The following is a 24,204-nucleotide window of genomic DNA, read 5'->3' on the forward strand; positions in this document are numbered from 1 at the left end:
CACCGAACTCGGTTGAACGCAGTCGGGTACCAACCCGCTTGACGAACTACGTTGAGACGAGGACCGGGCCGGCCACCCCAACCCTTGACAAAAACCAGTTACGAAGGTGTTTGTTGCCCGACACGCCGTGTCCTTGCAGCATTTTGCGCACGCTCGGCGCCGTCACGTGATGCGAAACCGCTTGAGCCGCGCGGTCGCTCCTGAGATCAACTCCACGCGGTTGCGTGGCACACCGAGATGCGCGGCAAGCACTTTCGTGACGGCGTCGTTGGCCTTGCCGTCGACGGCGGCCTCCTGCACCCTCACCGTCGCGCGAGCGTGCGCAAAATGCCGCTGGCGCGAGGCGTGTCGCGGGGCAGACACGCACGCTCGCGGGGCAGGTGAGGCCTACCGCGCGACGATGACCGACGAGCCGTGGCCGAACAGGCCCTGGTTGGCGGTGACGCCGACCTTCGCGCCTTCGACCTGTCTGCCCGTCGCGGTGCCGCGCAGCTGCCAGGTGAGCTCGCACACCTGCGCGATGGCCTGGGCCGGGATGGCCTCGCCGAAGCACGCCAGCCCGCCCGACGGGTTGACGGGAACCCGCCCGCCGATCGTCGTGGCACCGGACCTCAGCAGCTGTTCGCCTTCACCTTTGGCGCACAGACCCAGGTGTTCGTACCAGTCCAGCTCCAGTGCCGTCGACAGGTCGTACACCTCGGCCAGGCTGACGTCCTCGGGCCCGATACCGGCTTCGGCGTATGCCGCGTCGAGGATCTGATCCTTGAACACCCGCTCGGGCGCGGCCACGACGGCGGTGGAATCCGTTGCGATGTCCGGCAATTCGGGCAGATGCTGGGGGTAGCGCGGGGTCACGGTCGAAATGGCCCGTACTGACGGGACACCTTCCAGTGACCCGAAGTGCTTCTCCGCGAACGACTTCGAAGCCACTACCAGAGCCGCGGCACCGTCGGAGGTCGCGCAGATGTCGAGCTGACGCAGTGGATCGGAGACCACCGGGCTGGCCAGCACGTCCTCGACCGCGGTTTCCTTGCGGTAGCGGGCATTCGGGTTCTGCAGGCCGTGCCGCGAGTTCTTCACCTTCACCTGTGCGAAGTCCGCGGCGGTGGCACCGTAGAGATCCATTCGGCGCCGCGCCAGCAGGGCGAAGTACACCGGGTTCATCGCACCGATCAGGTGGAAACGCTGCCAGTCGGGATCGTTCTTGCGTTCGCCGCCGACCGGGGCAAACGCGCCCTTTGGTGTGGTGTCGGCGCCGATCACCAGTGCGACATCGCAGAATCCGGCCAGGATGTGGGCGCGGGCGCTCTGCAGGGCCTGCGAACCCGACGCACACGCCGCGTACGAGGACGACACCGGCACGCCGTTCCAGCCGAGCTTCTGGGCGAAGGTCGACCCGGCGATGAAGCCGGGGTAGCCGTTGCGGATGGTGTCGGCGCCTGCGACCAGTTGAATCTGGCGCCAGTCCAGGCCGGCCTCGGCCAGGGCCGCGCGCGCGGCGACGACGCCGTACTCGGTGAAGTCGCGTCCCCACTTGCCCCACGGGTGCATGCCCGCGCCGAGGATGTACAGCGGTTCGGGAGTGCTCATGCTGATTCCTCCGTGCTCCGAGCGTCCGCGATCCTCCAGGCGTGGGTGGTGCGCTCGACGCCCTCGTCGTCGGTGTAGAGCGTCATGGTGGTCAGCTCCATCTCGATCCCGACCTTGAGGTCGGCGGCCAACGTGCCCTCGACGACCTTGCCCAACACGATCAGGCCTTCGTCGGCCAGTTCCACCGCGGCGATCGCGAACGGCTCGAACGGATCGGACTTGGGGTACGGCGACGGCGGCAGGTATCGGTTTTCGGTGTAGCTCCACACCTTTCCGCGGCGGGACAGCGGCACCAGATCGAGCGTGTCGCTGTCGCACGCGGGATTGGGGCAGTTGTTCTCCCGCGGCGGGAACACATACGTGGCGCACCGGGTGCACTTGCCGCCGACGAGATGGGTGACACCGGCGTCGTCGGTGGTGAACCAACCTTCGATCGCGGGTTGCGTGGTTGCTGCTGGCACGGGGCTCAGCGTAACCGAATCGGGCGGCAAAACTGAAACGTGTTGCAGTTTGAGGGCAGGATCCGTGAATTGGTTGAACAGTACGAAACTGTTTCGTACACTTCCGGTGTGGTTCGAGGTATGGAGCGTGAACAGGCCGTGTTGGCCGCGACGGCCGAGTTGCTGGTGGAGCGGGGATACCAGGCGCTGACCACGGATGCCGTGGCTGCGCGTGCGGGTGCCAGCAAGGCCACCATCTATCGCCGGTGGCCGAACAAGGCCCAGTTGGTGCGCGCCGCGTTGGACGCCGCCGACGCCGCCCGCAACGCGGCGGTGCCCGATACCGGGCAGCTGCGCAGCGACCTGTTCGCGGTGATGGACGCCATCGCCGCGGATGTGGCCGACCCCCTGACGCGGGTGACGGCCGAGTTGGCGACGCTCATGCGCCACGACGAACAGCTCGCGCAGGCCATCCGCGAGCACCTCGACAAGGAGGAGCTCTCGCCGTTTCACGATGCGCTGCAACGCGCGATCGCCCGCGGCGACATCGCCCCCGACACCGACGTCGAGCTGGTCCATGACGTGGCCGAGGCCATGATCCTGCGGCAGGTCCACCTGGACCGGCCGGTCGACGCCGCGTTCAGCGCACGGCTCGTCGACGACGTGTTGCTCGTCCTGCTCGGGGGTGACGGGCTATGACCGTCGTGATCGCCGGCGCAGGGCCCACCGGTTTGACGCTGGCCATCGAGCTGGCCAGGCGCGGCGTGCCGTGCCGGGTGCTGGACAAAGCGGCGACGCTGTTCCCGGGCTCTCGCGGCAAGGGGCTGCAGCCGCGCACGCTGGAGGTCTTCGACGACCTCGGGGTGATCGGTGAGGTGCTCGCCGCCGGTGAGTCATTTCCGCCCATGCGGTTGTACCGCGGTGCCGAGATGGTCTGGGAGAAGCCGATCTACGAGTTGCTGGGACTGCCCGAGCTGGAATCCACACCGGCGGTGCCGTACCCGTTCACGTGGCTGATCCCGCAGTGGCGCACCGACCAGATCCTGGCTGCGCGGTTCGCCGAGCTCGGCGGGACGATCGAATTCGACACCGAGGTAACGGGTTTCGTGCAAGCCGACGACGGGGTTGCCGTTCAGACGAACCGCGGAACCATCCGGGCCGACTACCTCGTCGGCGCCGACGGCGGCCGCAGCACGGTACGCAAAGTGGCCGGCGTCGAGTTCCTCGGTGGTGCGCTGACCCAGGAGCGCATCGTGGTCGGTGACGTGCGGGCCACCGGTCTCGACGGCCGGTGCTGTCACCTGCTGACGCGTGACGGCGACCAGTCCAAGCGGTTCTCCTTGTGGAACCTGCCCGGCAGCGAGCACTACCAGTTGGTGGTGACCATGGCGCCGGGCGAGGATCCGCCCGCGCTGACGCTCGACGGTATGCAGAGAATGCTCGACGAACGCTCGGGCCGACGCGATGTGGTGCTCTCGGAGCTGCGGTGGATCTCGCTCTATCGCGTCAATCTCCTGATGGCGCAACGCTTCCGGATGGGCCGGGTGTTCCTGGCCGGTGATGCCGCCCATGTCCACTCACCCGCCGGGGGACAGGGCGTCAACACCGGTGTGCAAGACGCCTACAACCTCGGCTGGAAACTGGCCGCGGTGCTGGCCGGCGCACCCGATCAGCTGCTGGACAGCTACGAGGCTGAACGCCTGCCCGTCGCCGCCGACGTGCTGCACCTCAGTGGCGCGTTGCACCGCCAGGGGTTCGGCTCGGCCGGGCCTGCGCCGGCGGCCATCCACCAGCTGGATATCAGCTATCGGGGCGGCCCGCTCGGCGACTCCGCCGATGCGCCCGGCGCGCTGCAGGTCGGTGACCGGGCGCCCGACGGCCTGCTGCCGGACGGGCGTCGGCTCTTCGACGTTTTTCGCGGGCCGCACTGGACTGTGCTCGAATTCAACACTCCCACCGTCGATTTCGGCGTCCCTAGCGGCCGCTTCACACCCAGCCCCGATTATGACGTACCTGCGGGCTGCCACGTCCTGGTCCGGCCCGACGGGTACGTCGGCGCGATCAGCAGCCGGGCGGACGTCATCGCGCACCGGCTGCGCCACGCAGGATCCGCACCAGATCAGTGTGGTTGTCCCGCATGAGGTTGTGCGCACCGCTCAGCGAATGCGTCGTCCACGCCGGATCGTCGCGCAGCCGCGCGTAGGTCGCGGCGAATGGCGACTCCGTCGGCCAGTTCTCCGCACGGACGTACACGCGCCGGATGCCGGACGGCTCGTCGCCGAGTCGCACCGGCTGCATTAGCGACGCCAGTGGATGCGCGGTGGCGCGCTCGTCGAAAAACGGCAGCGGGGGTACGCCGTATCCGGTCGAGTCCACCCCGATATACCACTGGCGCTGCTCGTCGTTGGTCAGCGTCCAGCAGGATTCGCCGTCGCGCGGCACGAACGCGTCCACGTAGACCAGCGCGCTCACCCGGTCGGGGACCCGGTCGGCGACGGCGGTGATCACCATGCCGCCGTAGCTGTGTCCCACCAGCACCGCGTCGGTGATGTCGTGGACGTCGAATTCCGCGAGGACGTCGGCGATGTGGGTGTCGAGGTTGACGCCCGCATGCAGCAGGTGCGCGCGTTCGGCAATGCCGGTCAGGGTGAGGGCCAGCACCCGATGACCGTCGGCGCGCAGTGCGCCGGCGAGGTCGTCGAAGCACCAACCGCCATGGCACGCGCCGGGCACCAGGACGAACGTAGTCATCGGGAACTCCTGTCCGCGAACGTGTTTCGGCGGTAATCGGCGGTGACGCGCGCGAGTTCATCCGGGCTGCCCGCATGCATCTCTCGGTTGGCCCGCACCACCTCAGCGGTTTCGGGAACACGCCGGGCCTCGTACCCGGCCACGCCGTGGCCCGCGGCCAATTCGTCGGCGAGGGCCCGGGCGTCGAGGATGGCCTGCGAGCCACCGTTGGCGCCAACGGGATACATCGGATGGGCGGCATCGCCGAGCAGAGTGACCCGTCGAGTGCCCCAGTGGGACAACGGCTCTCGGTCGACCATCGGATACTCGAAGACCGCGTCCGATCGGGCCACCAGGGCCGCTGGGTCCAGCCAGCCCAGCTGCCAGCCCGACATGTGGGCGGCGACGGCCGCAGGGTCCGTCGGGGCGTTCCAGTTCGCATCGCCGGGCAGTGGGCCGGGATCTGATTCGCTGACCTGCAGCACCCAGTTCACCAGATCGCCGCCGATCGGGTACGTGACCAGTTCGACTCCGTCCGGGCCCTTGACGATCGCCATCGTGCGGCCGTCGAGGAACGGCGGCATGTGGCTGGCACCGCGGAACATCCGCACGCCGGACCAGAGCAGCGGATCCGGGCCCGGATGCAGTCTGCGTCGCACCATCGACTGAACGCCGTCCGCACCCACGAACACCTCTGCGGTGAAGTCCCCGGCCCGGGTCTGCACGCGCACCCCGGTCGACGATTCGGTGAAATCCACGACGCCCGCGCCGGTCCGCACCGCATCGGGCCCGAGCCGGTCGGCGACGGCGTCGAGCAGCAACATCTGCAGCCGGCCGCGGTGCACCGAGCATTGCGGATAGCCGTATCCGCCTTCGATTCCGCGGGGTTCGCGGAACAACAGAGCGCCGTCGGAGGTGTAGAAGTCGATGACTGCCGGCGTTGCCGAGATGTTCTGCAGCGCATCGCCGAGGCCGAGCTCGTGCAACTCGCGGACGGCATGCGGCAGGAGGTTGATACCGACGCCGAGCGGGGCCAGTTCGCGGGCCGATTCCACGACGGTGACGCCGATGCCGCGGGCGTGCAGGCTCAATGCAGTGGTGAGGCCGCCTATACCGGCCCCGGCGATGACGATGTTCATGCCTCAAGCGTGCGCCGAGCAGCAGTTATACGTCCAATACCGTCTTACTACACAAACTATAATCATCCATTATGGAACTGCGGCAGCTCGAATACTTCATCGCCGTCACCGAGGAAGCCAATTTCACCCGCGCCGCGCAGCGGGTACATGTCGCACAGCCAGCGGTCAGTGCCCAGATCGCCCGGCTGGAGCGGGAATTGGGCCAGCCGCTGCTGGACCGGTCCCGGCGCGAGGTCCGGCTCACCGCGGCGGGGGAGGCGGTGCTGCCTTACGCGCGGGCCGCGCTCGACGCGGTCCGTCAGGCCAAGACCGCGGTCGACGAGCTCGCCCAGCTGGTCCGCGGTTCGGTGACCATCGGCACCGTGACGGCCCACAACGTCGACATGCCGCAGCTGCTGGCGCGGTATCACCAGGCGCACCCCGCGGTGGAGATCACGCTGTCCACCGACACCTCGGACGCGCTGATCGACGGTGTCCGCAGCGGCAGGTTCGACGTCGCGATCACATCGGTCGGTTCCGACGAGGTGCCCGACGGGCTCTCCGTCGCCACCACGACCGACCAGCCCATCGAGGCTGTGGTGGGTCGCACCGATCCGTGGGCGACGCGCCGCACGGTCACCCTTGTCGCGCTCACGCAACGCCCGCTGATCGCACTGCCCGCCGGCGGCGGCATCCGACGGCAGTTCGACCGGGCCTGCGCGGCGGCGGGGGTCACGCCGCACGTGGTGTTCGAGGCTGCCACGCCCGACGCGCTCGCCGACCTCGCCGCTCGAGGGCTGGGTGTGGCCATCGTGCCCGGGTCGGTGGCGCGCGAGCGCACCGATGTCCACGCCATCACGATCCGGCCCGAACTGCGCGGCCGGTTGGTGCTGGCCTGGCGTGCGATCGGGCCCATCAGCCCGGCGGCGCGGGCGCTGATCGAGATGGCTACCGAACTCGTCGGAGGCGGTGCATAGAGTTAGGACCGTGAGCCCTACCGCGACTGATGCCCCGCCTGTGTCGACCGACAAGCCCACGTTGATGCTGCTGGACGGCAACTCGCTGGCGTTCCGCGCGTTCTACGCCCTGCCCGCCGAGAACTTCAAGACTCAGGGCGGGCTGACCACCAACGCGGTGTACGGCTTCACCGCCATGCTGATCAACCTGCTGCGCGACGAGCAGCCCAGCCATATCGCCGCGGCGTTCGATGTCTCGCGCCAGACCTTCCGCAAGGACAAGTACCCGGAGTACAAGGAGGGGCGCTCGGCCACGCCCGACGAATTCCGGGGGCAGATCGACATCACCAAAGAAGTGCTCAACGCACTCGGCATCACGGTGCTCTCCGAGGAGGGCTTCGAGGCCGACGACATCATCGCGACGCTGGCCACCCAAGCGCAGGACGCTGGCTACCGGGTGCTGGTGGTCACCGGTGACCGGGACTCGTTGCAGTTGGTCAGCGACGACGTCACCGTGCTGTACCCCGTCAAGGGGGTCAGTGAGCTGACCCGGTTCACCCCGGATGCTGTCGTCGCCAAATACGGGTTGACCCCGACCCAATACCCCGACTTCGCCGCACTGCGCGGTGACCCGAGCGACAACCTGCCCGGCATCCCGGGCGTGGGGGAGAAGACCGCCACCAAGTGGATCCTCGAGCACGGGTCGTTGCAGGCGCTGGTCGACAACGTCGACAAGGTGAAGGGCAAGGTCGGTGACGCGTTGCGCGCCAACCTTTCCCACGTCATCCTCAACCGCGAGCTGACCGAGCTGGTCAAGAACGTGCCGCTGGCGCAGACGCCGGACACGCTGCGGATGCTGCCGTGGGACCGCGACCACATCCATCGGCTGTTCGACGACCTGGAGTTCCGGGTGCTGCGCGACCGGCTGTTCGACACACTCAGCTCCGCCGATCCCGAGGTCGAGGCCGGCTTCGAGGTGCGCGGCGGGGTCCTGGCGCCCGGTGAGCTGGCGGCCTGGCTCGCCGAGCACAGCAACGGACGACGCTTCGGCCTGGCCGTGGTCGGCACCCACCGGGCCTTCGACTCAGACGCCACCGCGCTGGCCATCGCCTCGGCCGACGGCGAAGGCTGCTACCTGGACACCGCGACGCTGACACCCGACGACGAGGCTGCCCTCGCGTCGTGGCTGGCCGATCCGGGCCCGCCGAAGGCGCTGCACGAAGCCAAGCTCGCCATGCACGATCTCGCCGGGCGCGGCTGGCACCTCGAGGGGGTCACCTCCGACACCGCGCTCGCCGCGTACCTGGTGCGGCCCGGGCAGCGCAGCTTCGCGCTCGACGACCTGTCCCTGCGCTACCTCAAACGCGAACTGCGGGCCGAAGATACAGGACAGCAACAGCTTTCGCTGCTCGACGACACCGAGGGCGTCGACGAGCAGGCCGTGCAGACGCTGCTGCTGCGGGCCTCCGCGGTCGGTGACCTCGCCGATGCGCTCGACGAGGAGCTGGCCCGCATCGACTCGTCGTCACTGCTGGGCCAGATGGAACTGCCCGTGCAACGGGTGCTCGCCGAGATGGAGCACACCGGCATTGCGGTCGACAGCGATCACCTCAAGGAGCTGCAGAGCGACTTCGCCGATCAGATCCGCGACGCCGCCGAAGCCGCATACGCAGTGATCGGCAAGCAGATCAACCTCGGCTCGCCCAAGCAGCTGCAGGTGGTGTTGTTCGACGAACTGGAGATGCCCAAGACCAAGCGCACCAAGACCGGTTACACCACCGACGCCGACGCGTTGCAGTCGTTGTTCGACAAGACCGGGCACCCGTTCCTGCAGCACATGCTCACCCATCGCGACGCCACCCGGCTCAAGGTGACCGTCGACGGCCTGCTGAATTCGGTGGCATCCGACGGCCGGATTCACACCACGTTCAACCAGACCATCGCGGCCACCGGCCGGCTCTCGTCGACCGAGCCCAACCTGCAGAACATCCCGATCCGCACCGAGGCCGGCCGCCGCATCCGCGACGCCTTCGTCGTCGGCGACGGCTACGCCGAGCTGATGACGGCTGACTACAGCCAGATCGAGATGCGCATCATGGCGCATCTGTCCCGCGACGAAGGTCTCATCGAAGCGTTCAACACCGGTGAGGATCTGCACTCATTCGTCGCGTCACGGGCGTTCGACGTTCCCATCGACGAAGTCACCCCCGAGCTGCGCCGACGGGTCAAGGCGATGTCCTACGGCCTGGCCTACGGTTTGAGCGCGTACGGCCTGGCCAGTCAGCTCAAGATCTCGACCGAAGAGGCCAAGCTGCAGATGGAGCAGTACTTCGCGCGGTTCGGTGGCATCCGGGACTACCTCCGCGACGTCGTCGACCAGGCCCGCAAGGACGGCTACACATCGACGGTGTTCGGCCGCAGGCGCTACCTGCCAGAGCTGGATAGCAGCAACCGCAACGTGCGCGAGGCCGCCGAGCGGGCCGCGCTCAACGCACCCATCCAGGGCAGCGCGGCCGACATCATCAAGGTCGCGATGATCAACGTCGACAAGGCCATCAAGGCAGCCGGGCTCACCTCCCGCATGCTGCTGCAGGTGCACGACGAGTTGCTGTTCGAGGTCGTCGACGGCGAGCGCGACACGCTGGAGGCGCTGGTGCGCGAGCACATGGGCAGTGCCTACCCGCTGGATGTGCCGCTGGAGGTGTCGGTGGGTTATGGCCGCAGCTGGGATGCCGCGGCGCACTAGCGGCGAGCCAGGCGGGGACGCTCACTAGCCAATGGGTCGATCCGGGTGGCGATGGGACGGTTGACGCGCACTCGACCCCAGAGAGGTTGCGGCGCGGATCATTTGGGAGGAGAAGGGGCGCAACTATACGGGTGGGGAGACCATCGCTGGAAAACGAGTGGAATCGGTTGCCGCCTGGGGTGATACGTCCGACGCGCTAATTCCGAATCCAGCGGCGGCCCACACCGTTGGATCCGCCCGGTTCACTTGCTGAAGTTCGGTAGGGCCTCCAAACGCGGTGATGACGGCTGAGTCCTGATTCGCTGAGCGACCCAGACAAGCGCTGCGATGACTGCGCCGACGAACCACGTTGCGGTGGTTAGCGGCTCGTGGAGGAGGAACGCCGACGCTGCGATGGTGAGCATGGGTTGGAGTTGCTGAATCTGGCCCACGCGGGCGATACCGCCCCGCGCGAGCCCGCCGTACCACGCGAAGAATCCGAGCAACTGAGACACCACCGCGATATAGGCCATGGCGGTCACTACCGAGAGCGACAACTCGTAGTGCGCACGTGGCAGCGTCAGCAACGCCGCGACAAGTGCCGCTGGAAGCAGCAGAACCAGCGACCACGAAATGCTCTGTGCACCCCCCATTTCGCGGGCTTCGCGCGCTCCGAGTGCATAGCCCAACGCCGAGCAGAGGGTTGCGCCCAGCATCTGGAGATCTCCCCACCCCAGTCGTAGTGGTGTGGCTGAGGCGGTGGTCGCGAGCAAGAAGATTGTCAGCACCGCGATACCGGCGAGTGCAGCGGCCCAGAACCCCCACGGCAATCGCTCACCAGCGATCAGCTGGCCGAACATGGCAGTGAAAGCCGGAAGCAATCCCAGAATGATTGCAGCGCGACCGGAATCGATGGATTGCAGCGCCAATGATGACAGCAGGGGGAATCCCACGATCACTCCCATCCCGGAGACCAGCAGGCGTCCCGCGGAGGAGCGACCCGGTAGTGGCGCGCGCACGGTGACGAGATAGATCGCGGCTAGCGTGCCTGCGATGACAGCACGCCACACCGTGATTCCCACTGCATCTATACCGGCTACGGCAACCTTGTTCGCAGTGAGCGAGAGGCTGAATGCCAGGACGCCCGCCCCGCCCAGAAGCCAGGCAATGCTGGGCGCCGAACAATTGTTACTGCGATACCGCCAAAAATGGATAACGTTACTATCGTCTCTCATGGATAACGATAGCAGTCGTGCTGCGTTACTGGCCGCTCTGAGTGCACTCGTCGCCCGAGAGGAGCCGGGGGTTCGCCTCCCGACGGTGCGTACCCTTCAGCGCGACCACCGAGTGTCGCCAGCCACTGTGCAGGCCGTCACTCGCGAGCTCGCGGCTGCTGGTCTCGTCGAAGTGCGGCCTGGCGCAGGAACATTCGTGGCCCAGCGGCGCGCCGAACGATCGCGTGACGTCGCGTGGCAACATCTTGCGCTCGGCGGACGTCCGCCGGACGCGACCGTGCGCGCGCTGGATCTGGTGTCCGACCCACCTGCGGAGACGATCCGTTTGTCCGGTGGTTATGTCGATGAACGGATCATGCCCGTTCGAGCCCTAAGCGCGTCGTTCGAGCGCGCGGCACGCCGCCCGGGAGCTTGGGGAAGACCCCCGGTCGACGGTGACGTCGCGCTGCGTGAGTGGTTCGCACGCACCGTTGGCGGCGTCGCGCACGACGAGGTTCTCATCACGAGCGGAGGCCAGAGCGCCCTGTCGATCGCAATACGCACGCTCACCCGTCCCGGGCAACCGATTCTCATGGAGAGCCCGGGTTACCTTGCGGCAATTTCGATCGCACGCACCCACGGTCTGAATATCGTCCCCGTGCCGGCCGACGCGCACGGTATCCGCACCGATCTGCTCGGCGACGCCCTGCTGCGAACAGGGGCACGGGTGGTCGTCGTTCAGCCGCTGTTCGCCAACCCCACCGGCACGACGCTGAGTGCCGCGCGTCGCGTCGAGTTGTTCGACGCATTGGAGCGGCATTCCGCATTCGCCATCGAAGATGACGTGGCCCGCCATCTGGCGATCGACGGGCCAACACCCCCGACACTGATGTCGGAGGACAAGTCCGGCAACATCGTTCACATTTGTTCGCTGAGCAAGGGCATCACGCCTGGTATGCGCATCGGCGCGCTATGCGCCCATGGTCCGGCCTATCTGCGGCTCCGTGCCGCCAAGATCCTCGATGATCTCTATGTTGCCGGACCCGTCCAAGCTGCTGCCCTCGATTTCCTCACGTCGACGGCATACCCCCGGCATCTGCGTGCCCTCGCCCGGGAGCTGGGCCGTCGCCGCGACACTCTGATTCGCGAGCTGGCCGCAAGATTGCCCGATACGCAACCGGTGTGTGTTCCTCGCGGAGGCATGCATCTGTGGGCCAGGCTGCCCGCCGGTGCGGACCCCGATGCGGTCGCCGCCCGCGCACTGGCCGCCGGAGTCCTCGTATCTTCAGGCGTCCCTTGGTATCCCGCCGAACCCGACGGTCCGCACCTCCGGCTCAGCTACGGATGCAGCGACATCGACCGCATCACCGAAGGTGTCCGTCGGCTCGCGTCTGCGGTCTGAGTTGTCACGGCGCCTGCTTCGACAGCTCCAAAGCCCTGTCCATCACCGGATCCCGCAACGCGGCCACGTCGGCCTGCGTAGTCGTGATCTGCTCATCGGGCGGCAGGCCAAGCTGCTCGAAATTCACACCGCCCACCGACGTGTAGCGTTCGTTGCTCATAGAGAACAACTGCCGGTTCGGCAGGGATTTCAACAACATATCGGAGAAGAAGCCGGCGGTTTGTTCACCGACGGTCACTGCGTTGTCGAGTTCCTTGAGCGCCAACGTGGCGGTCTCTCCCGCGCTGACCGTCAGCGGACTCGTCAGGATCACGACTCTGTCCGCGGCGAATCGCTTCGCGGCGGGTTCGATGTAGATCGAGACGGGTTCGGAGAACTCGCCATATCCTCCGGTTCTGACCTGCTTCCGATACGCGACCTTTCGTTCATCGGCGAAGAGACCGGCCACCTTCGTGCCGAAGAAGTCCTCGCCGCCACGGTTGAAGCGCATGTCGACAATGAAGGTCCGGCAGCGCTCGAGGTCACGCACCATGTCGCCGAGCGCCTGGTCCACGTCGTCCGGATCGGAAACGTCAAACTCCAGCAGCTTGATGTAGCCCTCGCCGCTTCTCGTCCGTCCATATTGCACTCGGCCGTCAAGCTTGGTCGTCAAGCCGCCTTCGATGTAGCGATCGTGAACATTGCCCTCGATGACATTGCGGCTGCGTTGAAAGAAAGCCTCTCGAGGCCCCTCGGAATGCGACGAGAATACGTCGTCTCCACTGAACAAATTGCTGTGGCCGTCATTCAGACGACGTATCATCGCGCGGAAGATTCCCTGCAATTCTTCGTCTGTCGTACCAGGGTTCACTTTGGGGCGGTACTCGCGGTAAACATCGTGCCAATCGAGATTTATGACTGGAAAGAAGCTGAAGTTCTCTTCGTAAGTCTGCCAAAAAACTTCGAAATTGTGGACGGGGTCGTCGGTGAGCTTGTCATACTCTGCCGCGGGAAGATGGTCGAGCCGATGAAAGGTTTTCACATATCCCAAGTGATCCGTCATGACACCGTCGATGAACCGGCCCAGCCAGAATGTTTGTCCACCATGGGTGGCGGCGAGAATCTCATCCAGATACAGGCTTCCATCGCTTTCGATATGCCCTTTCCCGAAAGGCACCAAGCTATCCCTGGTTGAGTTGTACATATCCACGGAATCACCGGATATGTCGAAGATGTAGCCGTACCCGTCCGACTGCCATATCTGGCGCTCGGCCGTCGACTTTACCGGCGCTGACTCGGCGCTCGCTCCTGCCGAGTGCGGGATGAACACAATTGCCACTACCGTGACGATGGGAAGCGAGAGCGCTTTCCACGCTAATTTCATGAGAAATTTCTCCATCTATTTCCCGCACCCGCTCTTCGAGCGGGGACGGAGATTGAACCTGCATATTGTTTGTTTCGCTCGCCGGGGGAGGGGCGGAGCAGGGACGCGTCACATCGGCGGGCGCGGTCCGATGCCCGGCGGGACTGAGTGCTGGTTCGCCCGGCAGGGCTGACGCGACGTCCTCGCGCAATCGGAGAGAGCCGATGCATGGGGATAGGGCACGTACCCGAGAACTACGCTGGACGGCCATCGCGCGTTCGTCCACACGGTGTTCGTTGCGGGTGTGTTCAACCTGTCGAACACCCAGTAGCCCGTCTTTGACGGCGCGTCGACGGTGATGCGGATACTCGATCCAGCGCGAAACACGTGCGCAAACTTGTGGATCTCTATCCGCAGCGGGGTTGGTCGCCCGGCGCGCAGCGGTTGCACCGAGGGCTCGGTGAAGTCGCCCCACGGCCGTAGCTCAGTGGTTCGGGAACCGTCGAGCCCGCGGAGAGATGCACGCAGCCATCCGCGTTGCACGAACATCTCGGTGCCGTCGGGACGCACCTCTGACACGGTCACCTGAAGGTCGGTGTCCGCGGCAGTCGAACTGAACCATATATCCGCCGAACCAGCACCGTAAAAGCTCAGATCGGCGGGCAACGCGGCGGTCGTGAAAGTCAGCTGCCCGTCGGATGTGCTGGGTTGCCAGCCTTCGGCGTCCGGGTCGTTGACCGTTGGCCCGTCGGCGGGGTAGCGGTATTCGGCCGGTGCGTCCGTCAGTTCGTGTGGCTTGGCGCCGCTCAGAACGCCGCCTTCACGTAGCCACAGCCGCATGGGTGTGACCTTCACGGGCAACCGGTCGAAGGATGCGATCGAGGCCGGCTCGATCGGAGACTCAGGGTCGCCAGGGCGGACTGCCTGCATCTCCTGCAGCAAGCGCACGTGCGGTTCGCTGTCGAAACCGTTGTCGTCGCCTTTGACGAAGTGGGCAAGAAACCGCTGCAACATCGAGTCGATGTCGGCCGAGGTGATGTCGGTGTGGTGATCGCCGTTGGAGCTGGCCAGCCACATCTTGTCAGGATTGATCAGCTCTTCGTAATAGCCTGCGCGGGTGCCGACTTGCTCGTCCTGCCAGGACTGCGTGCCGAAGGCCGGCACGTCGATGGCGGGCACGCGAAGGTAGGCGCTCTTGTCGGCGTAGCGCTGCCCGAAGAAGTGGTCGGTGTTGAGCCACTGTTCGAGGTCGATGTCTGCGCGCCGGGTCTTGGCGATGTTCAGCTCGGCGATTGCGGCGCATTCGTCGTCCCCGTCGAGTGCGGCCGCCATCTCGGCGGCTCGTTTCCAGATCGTCGGAAACTCGTTCCACCATCCAGCGGGGAAGCCGACGTTCTGAATGCCGCCCGGGTAGCCGACGTCGCGGTACGGGTCTGCGACGTTCTTGCTGGGGGTGATCGCCACAAGGCCCTTTGGCCGCTGGGCCGCAGTCCAGAGCTGGCTGTATCCGGAATACGAGTATCCGATCATGCCCACTCGCCCGGTTGACCATGGTTGGCTTGCAGCCCATTCCACCGCTGCGGCACCCGCAGCGCCGACCGTGTCGTCGAAGATCCTGTCGTCACCGGTCGAGCAACCCGTCCCGGGAACATTGACGCCGACGACGGCATAGCCCCTCGCCGTCCAGCGTCGCCCGATGTCGGGATCGGAACCTGCTGAGTATCCGTCGTATTCGACGAGCACCGGATGTGGACCCGGCCCGGAGGGCAACAGCACCGAATACCGCATCCGGTTGCCGTCCGGCAGCGACAAGTATCCCCATTCGCGGAGTGACCCGCCTTCAGTGGTGGGTGCAACGCAGGCAACCGATGCTGCGGCGAAGACCACGGCCGTCAGCGTCACGGCGAGTGCCGCGCGAACGAAGCTAACCTTCCGCATGGGACACCGCTCCTCGGCATGATCGCAGGGCGTCACCGCTCAAAACGGTGACCGTGCAATCCATGTTGTGCGGCGGCCCACCATGACGCATTGTCGGTAGCATTTGAGATTTGGAAGATATTTGTGCCTGCGACCAACACACCGATAACCACACAACAGCAACTGGCCGACCGATTGGCACAGCGCACACAAGCGCTTACCGTCGAAGCCGTGCAGGCGCTCTGCGCGCGCATACCCGCATACCGAACATTGCCCGACGAGGCTGTTCGAGGCGACGTGACGGCCATCATCCGGCGCAACCTCGAGCTGATCTGGTCGAGCCTGCGCACCGGATGCGAACCGGACCCCGTCGCGCTCGCCGACCTCACCGCCTCGGCCGCCCGCCGAGCCGATGAACGTATCCCGCTGTCAGATATCCTGCGGGCCTACCACATCGGGGCAGAGCAATTGTGGGTCGCCATCAGTACACACGTGAAGGACGTCGACCTTCTCGCGTATGCCGCAGGAACCTTGCAGGCCCATCTGCGCGCCGCCACGGCCGCGGTGCTCGCTGGCTACGGAGCCGAACAGACACCGACATACGACGACCACGTCGCCAAACAGGCATTGCTGACCGCCCTCGTTTCGGGTACGAACCCGAATTCGACTGCGGCACAATTAGGCCTACCGATCGCCTCGTGCTACTGGGTGGTGGTGCTGTCCGTCGCTGGGCATCCCGACGAGAACCTACCCGAGGTCGATCAGGACGTTGTCCTGTGTCGCAAGGCCCGGCGGCTGCAACGAGAACTCAACCGGTTGGCACGCGGGCGGGCGTTGTGTGACGTGACGGCAAGCGGCGGGATCGCGCTCGTACCGTCGTCGTCGGATGTCACCGTCGACCGGTTGCGCGAACACCTCCTCTCGATTGAGAAGGCCGTCGGCGCACCGCTAGTTGCCGCACTCGCGCCGAGCACAACCGCCGCTGTGCCGACCACACTCGCCGAGACTCGCGAACTGCTCGCCGTGGCCCGCGGTCACGGTCGACAGCACGGTGTGGTCACCCTCGAAGACATCGCCGTCGAGTACCAGTTGTCGCGGCCCAGTGTGGCTCACACTGTTCTGGTCGAGATTGTCAGACCGCTGTTCGACCACGACAGCGTCATGGAAACCTTTGCGGCCTACCTTGATTGCGGCTGCGATCGTGCGGTCGCGGCGCAGCAGCTGAACGTGCACACCAACACAGTTGGGTACCGGCTGCGCAAGGTGACGACGCTCACCGGGCTGGATCTGACCGCCCCTCGTGACATCGTCCGTGCCACTGCGGCGCTCGCCGCCTACCGCGCTGTAATCGGGCACTCAGCTCCGGGGTGAAAGACCGAACCCGCCGGATCGTCAACGCGCAACACCTACCCGATCGAGCCTGCACGGAGAACTGCCCGCTACGCCAAGCTCATCGCGCAAATATCAACAGGCAGAGTCGCGTTCATCCCGCTCACGGCTCTTCCGTGCGCTTAACGCTGTGGTAGCACTGGTTGTTCGGCAAGCACGATCACTGTGCCCCACGGATCGCGGATCTGAAGCGAGCGCTGGCCGGGAGTGCCTGCCAGGTCACGGACAATAGCGGCCCCGGCGCCCGTGCAACGGTCGGCGTCACCGGCGATGTCCCCGCTGTAGAGCACCAAATCCGGTCCGTCGGCGGGAACAGACGGGGTCGGCGATGCTGGAAACAGCCAGATCCCCGCGTCGCCTATGCCAGCGGAGCCGATGTGTACCGATCGGAACCCCGAGAACAGCTCTTCATCAAAGAGCACTCGGAATCCGAATGCACGGCAATAGAAGTCGATGGCCGAGTCGAGATCGCCGACTCGGATGACAGCACGTCCGACGGACGGCATTACGGCACCCCCACCAGGATGAAGTACACGGAGAAACGCGAGCCACGGTACTACCAGCAGCTAAGGCGACCAGACGCCGCCCCGTGGCAGGAAAAGGGCGTCAATGGCCGCGATGTATCCGTAACTGGCGGCCACGGCGCGTCGATTAGCTAAGCTAGCGGGCGTCGGCCCCCAGACCGACACCCAGCACCACCAGTGCGGCACCCATCGCTCGTTCGATGCGGCGACGGATGTGGCTGCGGTTCAGGATGTTTCGTGCCCGATGGGCGGCCAGCACGACACCGACGCACCATGCCGTGTCCACCACCAGCTGGATGACGGCCAGCACCAGCAAAGTCGGGAGCACAGGGCCGGTCGCGGGGAGAAACTGCGGGAGCACCACGATGCCGAACGCGGCGGCCTTCGGATTGGCGGCGATCGACACCAGTGCCGCGCGAAATGCCGCGGCCGGAGTCCGCCCCCGCGGCGGCAGCGGCAACTCGACGTCGACTGGATGCGTTGCGCTGCGCCACGCGCTGATCCCGAGCCAGACCAGAACGGTGGCTCCGATGACGTGCAGAGCCAGTGACAGTATTTTGTTGGCCGTCAGCAGCATCGACAGACCGGCGCCGCCGGCCAACGTCCATCCGAAGATCCCGATCTCGTTGCCGACCACGGCCGCCAGGCCCGCCGTCCGGCCGTCACGCACCGAGCGATGCAGAAACAGGACCGTCGCCGGCCCGGGCAGCGCGGCGAGGATTACCGACGCGACCAGGAACGCCGGCAAGACGTCGAGTATGTGGGTGACCATGGGGAAAGTATCGCTGACCAGCGCAAGTGATTACCTCGCAGAACCCGCTCAGTGGCTGAAACGGGTCACCTCGACCGGAGGTCGAAGGGCGGGCTTGGTTCCCGCCGCGCTGGTCCATGGTGCCTGGCTCGGGGCCTGGTGTTGGGAGTTGGTGACACCACTTCTTGAGCGGGCCGGCCATGCAGTCGTCGCGGTGGATCTGCCCTGCGAGGACGGTCGGCCAGTTTCGATACCTATGCGGATGTGGTGTGTGAGTCGCTCACGCGCTGCGATGACGATGTGGTGCTCGTTGGCCATTCGATGGGGGCTCACACGGTGGCGCTTGTCGCCGACCGGCGGCCCGTGCGACATGTGGTGTACCTGTGTGGCGTGGTCCCATCGCTTGGCCAGAGCCTTTCGGATCAGTTGCTTGCCGACCCGGGCATGCTTGATCCGCTCTGGCAGCAGGGCGTGGCTGTGGATGACGAGCAGACCCGATCGACATGGGTTGATGCCGACATCGCAAAGCAGGTGGTGTTTCACGATTGCGACGACCGGACGGCGAATGCTGCCTTTGATCGCCTTCGCCCGCAAGCCTTGACGCCTCAGGGGTCACCGCTGCCCTTGACTCGATTCCCTGCGGTCTGCAGTACTTACGTCGTTTGTCGCGATGACAAGTTGTTGTGTCCGGAGTGGTCGCAGCGGGTCGCACGGGAGAGGCTTGATGCCGACCTCATCGAGCTTCCTGGTAGTCATTCGCCTTTTCTGTCACGACCGCGATCTGTCGCCGACCTGCTGCTGGATATAGCCGGCCGCGCCTTTTAGCGCCGGAGGTCGTCTGCTCGTGCCCTGTGGTCGTTGTCCGGTTCGCCGGCGGCGCAGGTGATCAGGCAGCCCGGTAGTTGGCCAGCCAGCCCAGGATCGGTGCGGCGGACCGGGCCGAGGCCACGGCATAGATCTCCTCGTTGAGCAGGGCGTAGACCCGCTGGTCACCGAATCCGCGGTCGATGCGGTCGCGGACGAACGCCAGCTCGACAACGGATGCGGCGAATCGGGCCACGGCCTTGCCCGCCGGGCGGCCGCCGGCGCGCGTCGCCTCGTTGATCGCGCCCCTCCTGGTGCGCAGTGATCCCAGCCAGGTGGCCTCGTTGTGGGTGATCAGGCCTGCGGCGACCATGCCGGGCAATTTGGCGGCGACGAGGTGCTGTTCGCGGCGGCGGCTGGCGATGGCGACCGCGATCATCAGCGCGAAGATCGGCACCATCCAGACCACGTAGACGATGAAGTAGGTGCCGACGCCGAGTAGTGACGAACCGTTCCACAGCCCGTGCATGACCACCGCGCCGAGGTATCCGGGCAGGATGCAACAGAACTTGAGGGCGGGCGAGCGCTGCTGCAGGGCGAAGTACACACCGATAGCCGTCATCGTCGTGAACAGCGGATGCGCGAACGGGCCCATGATCAGTCGCATCCCGGCCGTGACCAGCGAGCCGGCCAACGAGTCCGCGTTGGCGATGTACATGATGTCTTCCAGCCAGGCGAATCCCACTCCGACCAGCCCGGCGTAGACCAGGCAGTCGGTCAGCGAGTTGAGCTCGTTGCGGCGGCGGCCGGTCATCATGAGCAACAGGAACGCGCCCTTGGCGGCCTCTTCGATGAACGGGGCCCGGATGGCCGTCGAGTCGACGCTCTCCGGCAGGAAAGTCCCGGGAGCCAGGACCGAATCGCCGATCAGGCCCACCACCAGCGAGATCAGCACGGCGATCGACGCGCCCCACCCGAAGGCCATCAGCAGCAGCCGCGGCGGCTCGGGCTCCCAGCGGTCCAGCCACAGGTAGGCGAACACCACCAGGGTCATGGTCGCGGTGGACAGTACGAAACCGACGATGGCGCCCACGGGGTTGATCACCGTGAACAACAACACCAGCAGGCCGATGAGCACGCCGAATGCGATGAGCACACCCAGCGGCGCCCCCACTTTGCGGATCGGTCGCGGCATGGGCCCGGTGACCGGAAGCCACGGCCATGCCGGGGGCATCGGTGCAGGGGAGGGGGGTGGGAACTGCATCGGGGAGTACGCCACGATCGAAGGGTAACGGCGGGGTTCCGCGCGGACCGGGTTTGTCCTGCGTGTGCCCAGTCGAGTACTCTCGTTAAGTACCTGTGTGCGCAGTTTGTCCGCACCCACCGGTCACCAATATCAATTGTTCAACTGTCCCTACGAGTAAACCTGTCCGGAGCAACCCACCACATGCCAAGTCCCTCCGTCACCTCGCCCCAAGTAGCCGTCAACGACATCGGCTCGGCTGAGGACTTTCTCGCCGCCATCGACAAAACCATCAAATACTTCAACGATGGCGACATCGTCGAGGGAACCATCGTCAAGGTTGACCGTGACGAGGTCCTGCTCGACATCGGCTACAAGACCGAAGGTGTCATTCCTTCCCGCGAACTCTCCATCAAGCACGATGTCGACCCCAACGAGGTCGTTTCCGTGGGCGATGAGGTCGAGGCCCTCGTTCTCACCAAGGAGGACAAGGAAGGCCGCCTGATCCTGTCCAAGAAGCGGGCTCAGTACGAGCGCGCCTGGGGCACCATCGAGGAGCTCAAGGAGAAGGACGAGGCCGTCAAGGGCACCGTCATCGAGGTCGTCAAGGGCGGCCTGATCCTCGACATCGGCCTGCGTGGCTTCCTGCCCGCATCGCTCGTCGAGATGCGTCGCGTCCGCGATCTGCAGCCGTACATCGGCAAGGAGATCGAGGCCAAGATCATCGAGCTGGACAAGAACCGCAACAACGTGGTGCTGAGCCGCCGCGCCTGGCTGGAGCAGACCCAGTCCGAGGTGCGCAGCGAGTTCCTCAACCAGCTCACCAAGGGCGCCATCCGCAAGGGTGTCGTGTCCTCGATCGTCAACTTCGGCGCGTTCGTCGATCTCGGCGGCGTGGACGGTCTGGTGCACGTCTCCGAGCTGTCCTGGAAGCACATCGATCACCCGTCCGAGGTGGTTCAGGTGGGCGACGAGGTCACCGTCGAGGTGCTCGACGTCGACATGGACCGCGAGCGGGTTTCGTTGTCGCTCAAGGCGACTCAGGAAGACCCGTGGCGCCACTTCGCCCGTACCCACGCGATCGGCCAGATCGTCCCGGGCAAGGTCACCAAGCTGGTGCCGTTCGGTGCGTTCGTCCGCGTCGAGGAGGGCATCGAGGGTCTGGTGCACATCTCGGAGCTGTCCGAGCGCCACGTCGAGGTCCCGGACCAGGTGGTCCAGGTCGGCGACGACGCGATGGTCAAGGTCATCGACATCGACCTGGAGCGTCGCCGGATCTCGCTGAGCCTCAAGCAGGCCAACGAGGACTACACCGAGGAGTTCGACCCGTCGAAGTACGGCATGGCCGACAGCTACGACGAGCAGGGCAACTACATCTTCCCCGAGGGCTTCGACGCCGAGAGCAACGAATGGCTCGAGGGCTTCGAGAAGCAGCGTGACGAGTGGGAGGCCCGGTACGCCGAGGCCGAGCGCCGCCACAAGATGCACACCACGCAGATGGAGAAGTTCGCCGCTGCGGAGGCCGAGGCCGCCAGTGCCCCGGTGTCCAATGGTTCGTCGCGCTCGGAGGAGTCGACCGGCGGAACACTGGCCAGCGATGCCCAGCTCGCCGCGCTGCGCGAGAAGCTCGCGGGCAACGCCTAAGTAACGCACCGACAAATGCCCCGGCCGCTGGTCGGGGCATTTGTTGTCGGTGCCGGCGAACGTGAAGAAGATCGCGGCATTTCCGCGAAAAGTCGCCATCTACTTCACATTCGGCGACGGGATATGGTGTCCCAGTGCTTCGTATCGGGTTGACCGGCGGGATCGGCGCCGGAAAGTCAACGGTTTCGGCCACATTCGCTGACCTCGGCGGCATCGTCATCGACGGGGACGTCATCGCGCGGGAGGTGGTCGAGCCCGGAACCGAAGGGTTGGCCAAGCTGGTCGACGCGTTCGGGGACGCCATCCTGCTGCCGGACGGCGCGCTGAACCGGCCTGCGCTGGCGGCGGTGGCCTTCAGCGACGACGAGAAGCGCGCGACGTTGAACGGCATCGTGCACCCGCTGGTGGCGCACCGGCGCTCGGAGCTGATTGCGGCGGCGGCGGACGACGCGGTGATCGTCGAGGACATCCCGCTGCTGGTGGAGTCCCAGATGGCGCCGATGTTCCCGCTGGTGGTCATCGTCAACGCCGACGTCGAGACGAGGGTCAAGCGGCTCATCGAATACCGCGGGTTCAGCGAGCAGGATGCCCGGGCCCGCGTCGCGGCACAGGCCACCGAAGAGCAGCGCCGCGCCGTGGCCGACGTCTGGCTGGACAACTCCGGATCCGCCGGGGCGCTCGTTGAGCAGGCCCGCGGGCTCTGGCACGAGCGCATCCTGCCGTTCGCGCGCAATCTGCAGGCCCGACAACCTGCCCACCTCGCGCCGAAGGTCGTGCCCTATGACCCGACATGGCCCGATCAGGCGCGCCGCATCATCGCCCGGCTCAACACGGCCTGCGGGCACCGCGCGCTGCGCATCGACCACATCGGCTCGACAGCGGTGCCTGGGATGGACGCCAAGGATGTCATCGACATCCAGATCACGGTGGCCGCTATCGAGGTCGCCGACGAACTCGATGAACCGCTGCTGGCCGCCGGCTATCCGCGGATCGCTTCGATCACGCACGACAATCTGCATTCCCGGCCGCATTCGGGAGATCCGACCATGTGGCACAAGCGTTTTCATGCATCGGCTGATCCGGGCAGGCCCACCAACGTGCATGTGCGGGTGGAGGGTTGGCCCAACCAGCAGTTCGCATTGCTGTTCCGTGATTGGCTGGCGGCCAATCCCGGTGTGCAGCCGGAGTACCTCGAGGTCAAGCGGGCCGCGATGGGCGCGCCGGACTATGCCGAGGCCAAAGAACCGTGGTTCATGGATGCCTACCAGCGGGCCTGGCTGTGGGCCGACACCACCGGCTGGCAGCCCTAACCGGCGGGCGGCGGCTCGACCGCGGCAGGCGGCGGTACTGCGGCGTCGGCGGGCCCGGTGCTCGCGCCGTTCGACAGCGGGGCGCCACACGCCAGGCTGCCGTAGTTCGGATCGTCATGCGGACGGGTCAGCCGTGGCGCGACCCAGGTGTCGGCCTGGGCGACGATCTGGTCGTCCACCAGGATCTCGCAGTGCAGGTTCGCCGAGTAGGGCCAGTCGATCGACACCGTCATGCCGGCGAGTTGCGGATTGGACACCACGCCGGTGGCTTCGAAGACCCGGCCCGGCAGCATCGTCGGGTTGGCGCTGTTGATGTTGTTGTCGTCGATCTTGTAGGAGACCATCGCGTTGCGTGAGACGCCGTCGATCCTGGCCCGGTAAGTGGCGTTGTGCAGTTGCTGGTCCGGCTGCGGCACCGCGCTGGGCTGGGGTGGGGAGTCGGGGTCTGCTCCCGCAGCGGCGGGAATCAACTGCGCGCCGAAGAGCAGTCCTGCCAGTGCGGCAGCCGTCAACCCGGCGTACTTAGTTGGGCTCATGATTGCCGACCTTACAAGGTCGGCCACGTGAGGGCCATGCCGTTGCCGGCAAGCCACCGGTCGAGGTCGTAGCCGTTGCGGGCCAGGCCGTCGATGGCACCGGCGGCGGTCTTGATCGCCTGCTCGGCGGTCTCGGGGCTGAGCAGGCCGTGGCGCACGGCCGTCATCAGTTCGCCCACGTCGTCCAACTCGACGCCGATCCCCGTGCGCACGACGAGGTCGAGGTAGTGATCTTCGGAATACCACCTGGTGTCGCCCGCGGTGAACCGGCCGACGTCGAGGTAGAAGTCCTGTTCGCGCTCATGGCCCGGGTTGAAGTGGAAGATCGTCGCCCGCAGCCCCAGCGGCGGCAGCAGCCACGATTGCAGGTAGTGGAACTGCGCGCGGCCCGGGGTAGGGCGCGCGAGGTAGAGGCCCCACGGCTCGACCGTGTACACGTCGACGGCCCGCACGATCCCTTTCGGGTCGGTGTTCGTGCGGGCGACCAGGTCGAATGTCTCGTGCTTGGGCGGGTGAATGGGGTCAGCCTACGCGGGCAGTGAACACCCCAGGAAGTTGTCGGAGGTCAG

General features: G+C 66.1%; 20 protein-coding genes and 3 pseudogenes. 10 read left to right on the forward strand and 13 right to left on the reverse strand.

Translation table 11 applies throughout. The annotated features are described in order from the left end of the window. Positions 1-162: 162 nt before the first annotated feature. The 3 genes and pseudogenes from A5784_RS22900 to A5784_RS22910 all read right to left on the reverse strand — a co-directional run. Positions 163-309, reverse strand: a pseudogene (locus A5784_RS22900) (DUF167 domain-containing protein); the annotation flags it as partial. A 78-nt stretch (positions 310-387) separates the two neighbouring features. Continuing rightward, entirely contained in the window at positions 388-1,596 is a 1,209-nt protein-coding gene (locus A5784_RS22905) for a lipid-transfer protein (protein ID WP_197514847.1), read from the reverse strand. Further along, a complete protein-coding gene (locus A5784_RS22910; RefSeq protein ID WP_064947184.1) occupies positions 1,587-2,051 on the reverse strand; it encodes a Zn-ribbon domain-containing OB-fold protein in 465 nt (154 codons plus the stop codon). The genes A5784_RS22905 and A5784_RS22910 overlap by 10 nt, the downstream gene beginning before the upstream one ends. A 108-nt stretch (positions 2,052-2,159) precedes the next feature. On the opposite strand from A5784_RS22910, the gene A5784_RS22915 reads away from it, so the two are divergent. Both A5784_RS22915 and A5784_RS22920 read left to right on the forward strand, forming a co-directional pair. After that, positions 2,160-2,729, forward strand: coding sequence for a TetR/AcrR family transcriptional regulator (locus tag A5784_RS22915; RefSeq protein WP_232006218.1), 570 nt, complete (start codon positions 2,160-2,162; stop codon positions 2,727-2,729). After that, on the forward strand, positions 2,726-4,171 hold the full coding sequence (locus tag A5784_RS22920; RefSeq protein WP_064947186.1) for an FAD-dependent monooxygenase: 1,446 nt from the start codon (positions 2,726-2,728) through the stop codon (positions 4,169-4,171). The genes A5784_RS22915 and A5784_RS22920 overlap by 4 nt, the downstream gene beginning before the upstream one ends. Here the strand turns inward: A5784_RS22920 and A5784_RS22925 are convergent. Then, positions 4,110-4,781, reverse strand: a complete 672-nt coding sequence (locus tag A5784_RS22925) for an alpha/beta fold hydrolase (protein ID WP_064947187.1) — start codon at positions 4,779-4,781, stop codon at positions 4,110-4,112. The two genes, A5784_RS22920 and A5784_RS22925, sit on opposite strands and share 62 nt — an antisense overlap. Then, positions 4,778-5,899, reverse strand: a complete 1,122-nt coding sequence (locus A5784_RS22930) for an FAD-dependent monooxygenase (RefSeq protein ID WP_064947188.1) — start codon at positions 5,897-5,899, stop codon at positions 4,778-4,780. The genes A5784_RS22925 and A5784_RS22930 overlap by 4 nt, the downstream gene beginning before the upstream one ends. A 71-nt stretch (positions 5,900-5,970) precedes the next feature. Here A5784_RS22930 and A5784_RS22935 point away from each other — a divergent pair, with 71 nt between their 5' ends. After that, entirely contained in the window at positions 5,971-6,855 is an 885-nt protein-coding gene (locus A5784_RS22935) for a LysR substrate-binding domain-containing protein (protein WP_064947189.1), read from the forward strand. A gap of 64 nt (positions 6,856-6,919) precedes the next feature. Continuing rightward, the gene (gene polA, locus A5784_RS22940; RefSeq protein WP_197514848.1) at positions 6,920-9,580 is read left to right on the forward strand and encodes a DNA polymerase I; all 2,661 of its coding nucleotides are present in this window, start codon (positions 6,920-6,922) and stop codon (positions 9,578-9,580) included. 242 nt (positions 9,581-9,822) lie between these two features. On the opposite strand, the gene A5784_RS22945 is transcribed toward polA, so the two are convergent. Then, positions 9,823-10,794: a DMT family transporter gene (locus A5784_RS22945; protein WP_082945020.1), complete on the reverse strand. Its 972-nt coding sequence runs from the start codon at positions 10,792-10,794 to the stop codon at positions 9,823-9,825. Between A5784_RS22945 and A5784_RS39860 the strand changes: the two are divergent. Continuing rightward, positions 10,793-10,981, forward strand: a pseudogene (locus A5784_RS39860) (GntR family transcriptional regulator); the annotation flags it as partial. The gene A5784_RS22945 and the pseudogene A5784_RS39860 sit on opposite strands and share 2 nt — an antisense overlap. Positions 10,982-10,990: 9 nt before the next feature. After that, entirely contained in the window at positions 10,991-12,175 is a 1,185-nt protein-coding gene (locus A5784_RS22950; RefSeq protein WP_232006219.1) for an aminotransferase-like domain-containing protein, read from the forward strand. A gap of 4 nt (positions 12,176-12,179) precedes the next feature. Here A5784_RS22950 and A5784_RS22955 read toward each other — a convergent pair whose 3' ends face one another. Both A5784_RS22955 and A5784_RS22960 read right to left on the reverse strand, forming a co-directional pair. Then, positions 12,180-13,553 carry a S41 family peptidase gene (locus tag A5784_RS22955; protein WP_082945021.1) on the reverse strand — a complete coding sequence of 458 codons (1,374 nt, stop codon included), beginning with the start codon at positions 13,551-13,553 and terminating at the stop codon, positions 12,180-12,182. A 93-nt stretch (positions 13,554-13,646) separates the two neighbouring features. Then, positions 13,647-15,455 (reverse strand): CocE/NonD family hydrolase, encoded by a 1,809-nt coding sequence (locus A5784_RS22960; protein WP_064947193.1) that lies wholly within the window; start codon positions 15,453-15,455, stop codon positions 13,647-13,649. A gap of 123 nt (positions 15,456-15,578) precedes the next feature. Between A5784_RS22960 and A5784_RS22965 the strand changes: the two genes are divergently transcribed. After that, positions 15,579-16,805, forward strand: coding sequence for a PucR family transcriptional regulator (locus A5784_RS22965; RefSeq protein WP_082945022.1), 1,227 nt, complete (start codon positions 15,579-15,581; stop codon positions 16,803-16,805). A gap of 140 nt (positions 16,806-16,945) precedes the next feature. Here the strand turns inward: A5784_RS22965 and A5784_RS22970 are convergent, their stop codons facing one another. Next, positions 16,946-17,329 carry a VOC family protein gene (locus A5784_RS22970; protein WP_064947194.1) on the reverse strand — a complete coding sequence of 128 codons (384 nt, stop codon included), beginning with the start codon at positions 17,327-17,329 and terminating at the stop codon, positions 16,946-16,948. A 154-nt stretch (positions 17,330-17,483) separates the two neighbouring features. Beyond that, positions 17,484-18,119 (reverse strand): LysE family translocator, encoded by a 636-nt coding sequence (locus tag A5784_RS22975; RefSeq protein ID WP_064947195.1) that lies wholly within the window; start codon positions 18,117-18,119, stop codon positions 17,484-17,486. Here A5784_RS22975 and A5784_RS22980 point away from each other — a divergent pair. Further along, positions 18,118-18,923, forward strand: a pseudogene (locus A5784_RS22980) (alpha/beta fold hydrolase). The gene A5784_RS22975 and the pseudogene A5784_RS22980 overlap by 2 nt on opposite strands. A 61-nt stretch (positions 18,924-18,984) precedes the next feature. Here A5784_RS22980 and A5784_RS22985 read toward each other — a convergent pair. Further along, complete coding sequence (locus tag A5784_RS22985; RefSeq protein ID WP_502687535.1) at positions 18,985-20,238, reverse strand: PrsW family intramembrane metalloprotease; 1,254 nt, start codon at positions 20,236-20,238, stop codon at positions 18,985-18,987. Between the two features lie 111 nt (positions 20,239-20,349). On the opposite strand from A5784_RS22985, the gene rpsA reads away from it, so the two are divergent. Beyond that, complete coding sequence (gene rpsA / locus A5784_RS22990) at positions 20,350-21,789, forward strand: 30S ribosomal protein S1 (RefSeq protein WP_029373057.1); 1,440 nt, start codon at positions 20,350-20,352, stop codon at positions 21,787-21,789. Between the two features lie 134 nt (positions 21,790-21,923). Then, complete coding sequence (gene coaE / locus A5784_RS22995) at positions 21,924-23,099, forward strand: dephospho-CoA kinase (RefSeq protein WP_064947197.1); 1,176 nt, start codon at positions 21,924-21,926, stop codon at positions 23,097-23,099. On the opposite strand, the gene A5784_RS23000 is transcribed toward coaE, so the two are convergent. Both A5784_RS23000 and A5784_RS23005 read right to left on the reverse strand, forming a co-directional pair. After that, positions 23,096-23,635: a hypothetical protein gene (locus A5784_RS23000; RefSeq protein WP_064947198.1), complete on the reverse strand. Its 540-nt coding sequence runs from the start codon at positions 23,633-23,635 to the stop codon at positions 23,096-23,098. The genes coaE and A5784_RS23000 overlap by 4 nt on opposite strands. A gap of 11 nt (positions 23,636-23,646) precedes the next feature. Next, complete coding sequence (locus A5784_RS23005; protein ID WP_197514849.1) at positions 23,647-24,153, reverse strand: ribonuclease FAU-1 family protein; 507 nt, start codon at positions 24,151-24,153, stop codon at positions 23,647-23,649. Between the last annotated feature and the right edge of the window lie 51 nt (positions 24,154-24,204).

The organism is Mycobacterium sp. 852013-50091_SCH5140682, assembly GCF_001665685.1.
Taxonomy (GTDB): domain Bacteria; phylum Actinomycetota; class Actinomycetes; order Mycobacteriales; family Mycobacteriaceae; genus Mycobacterium.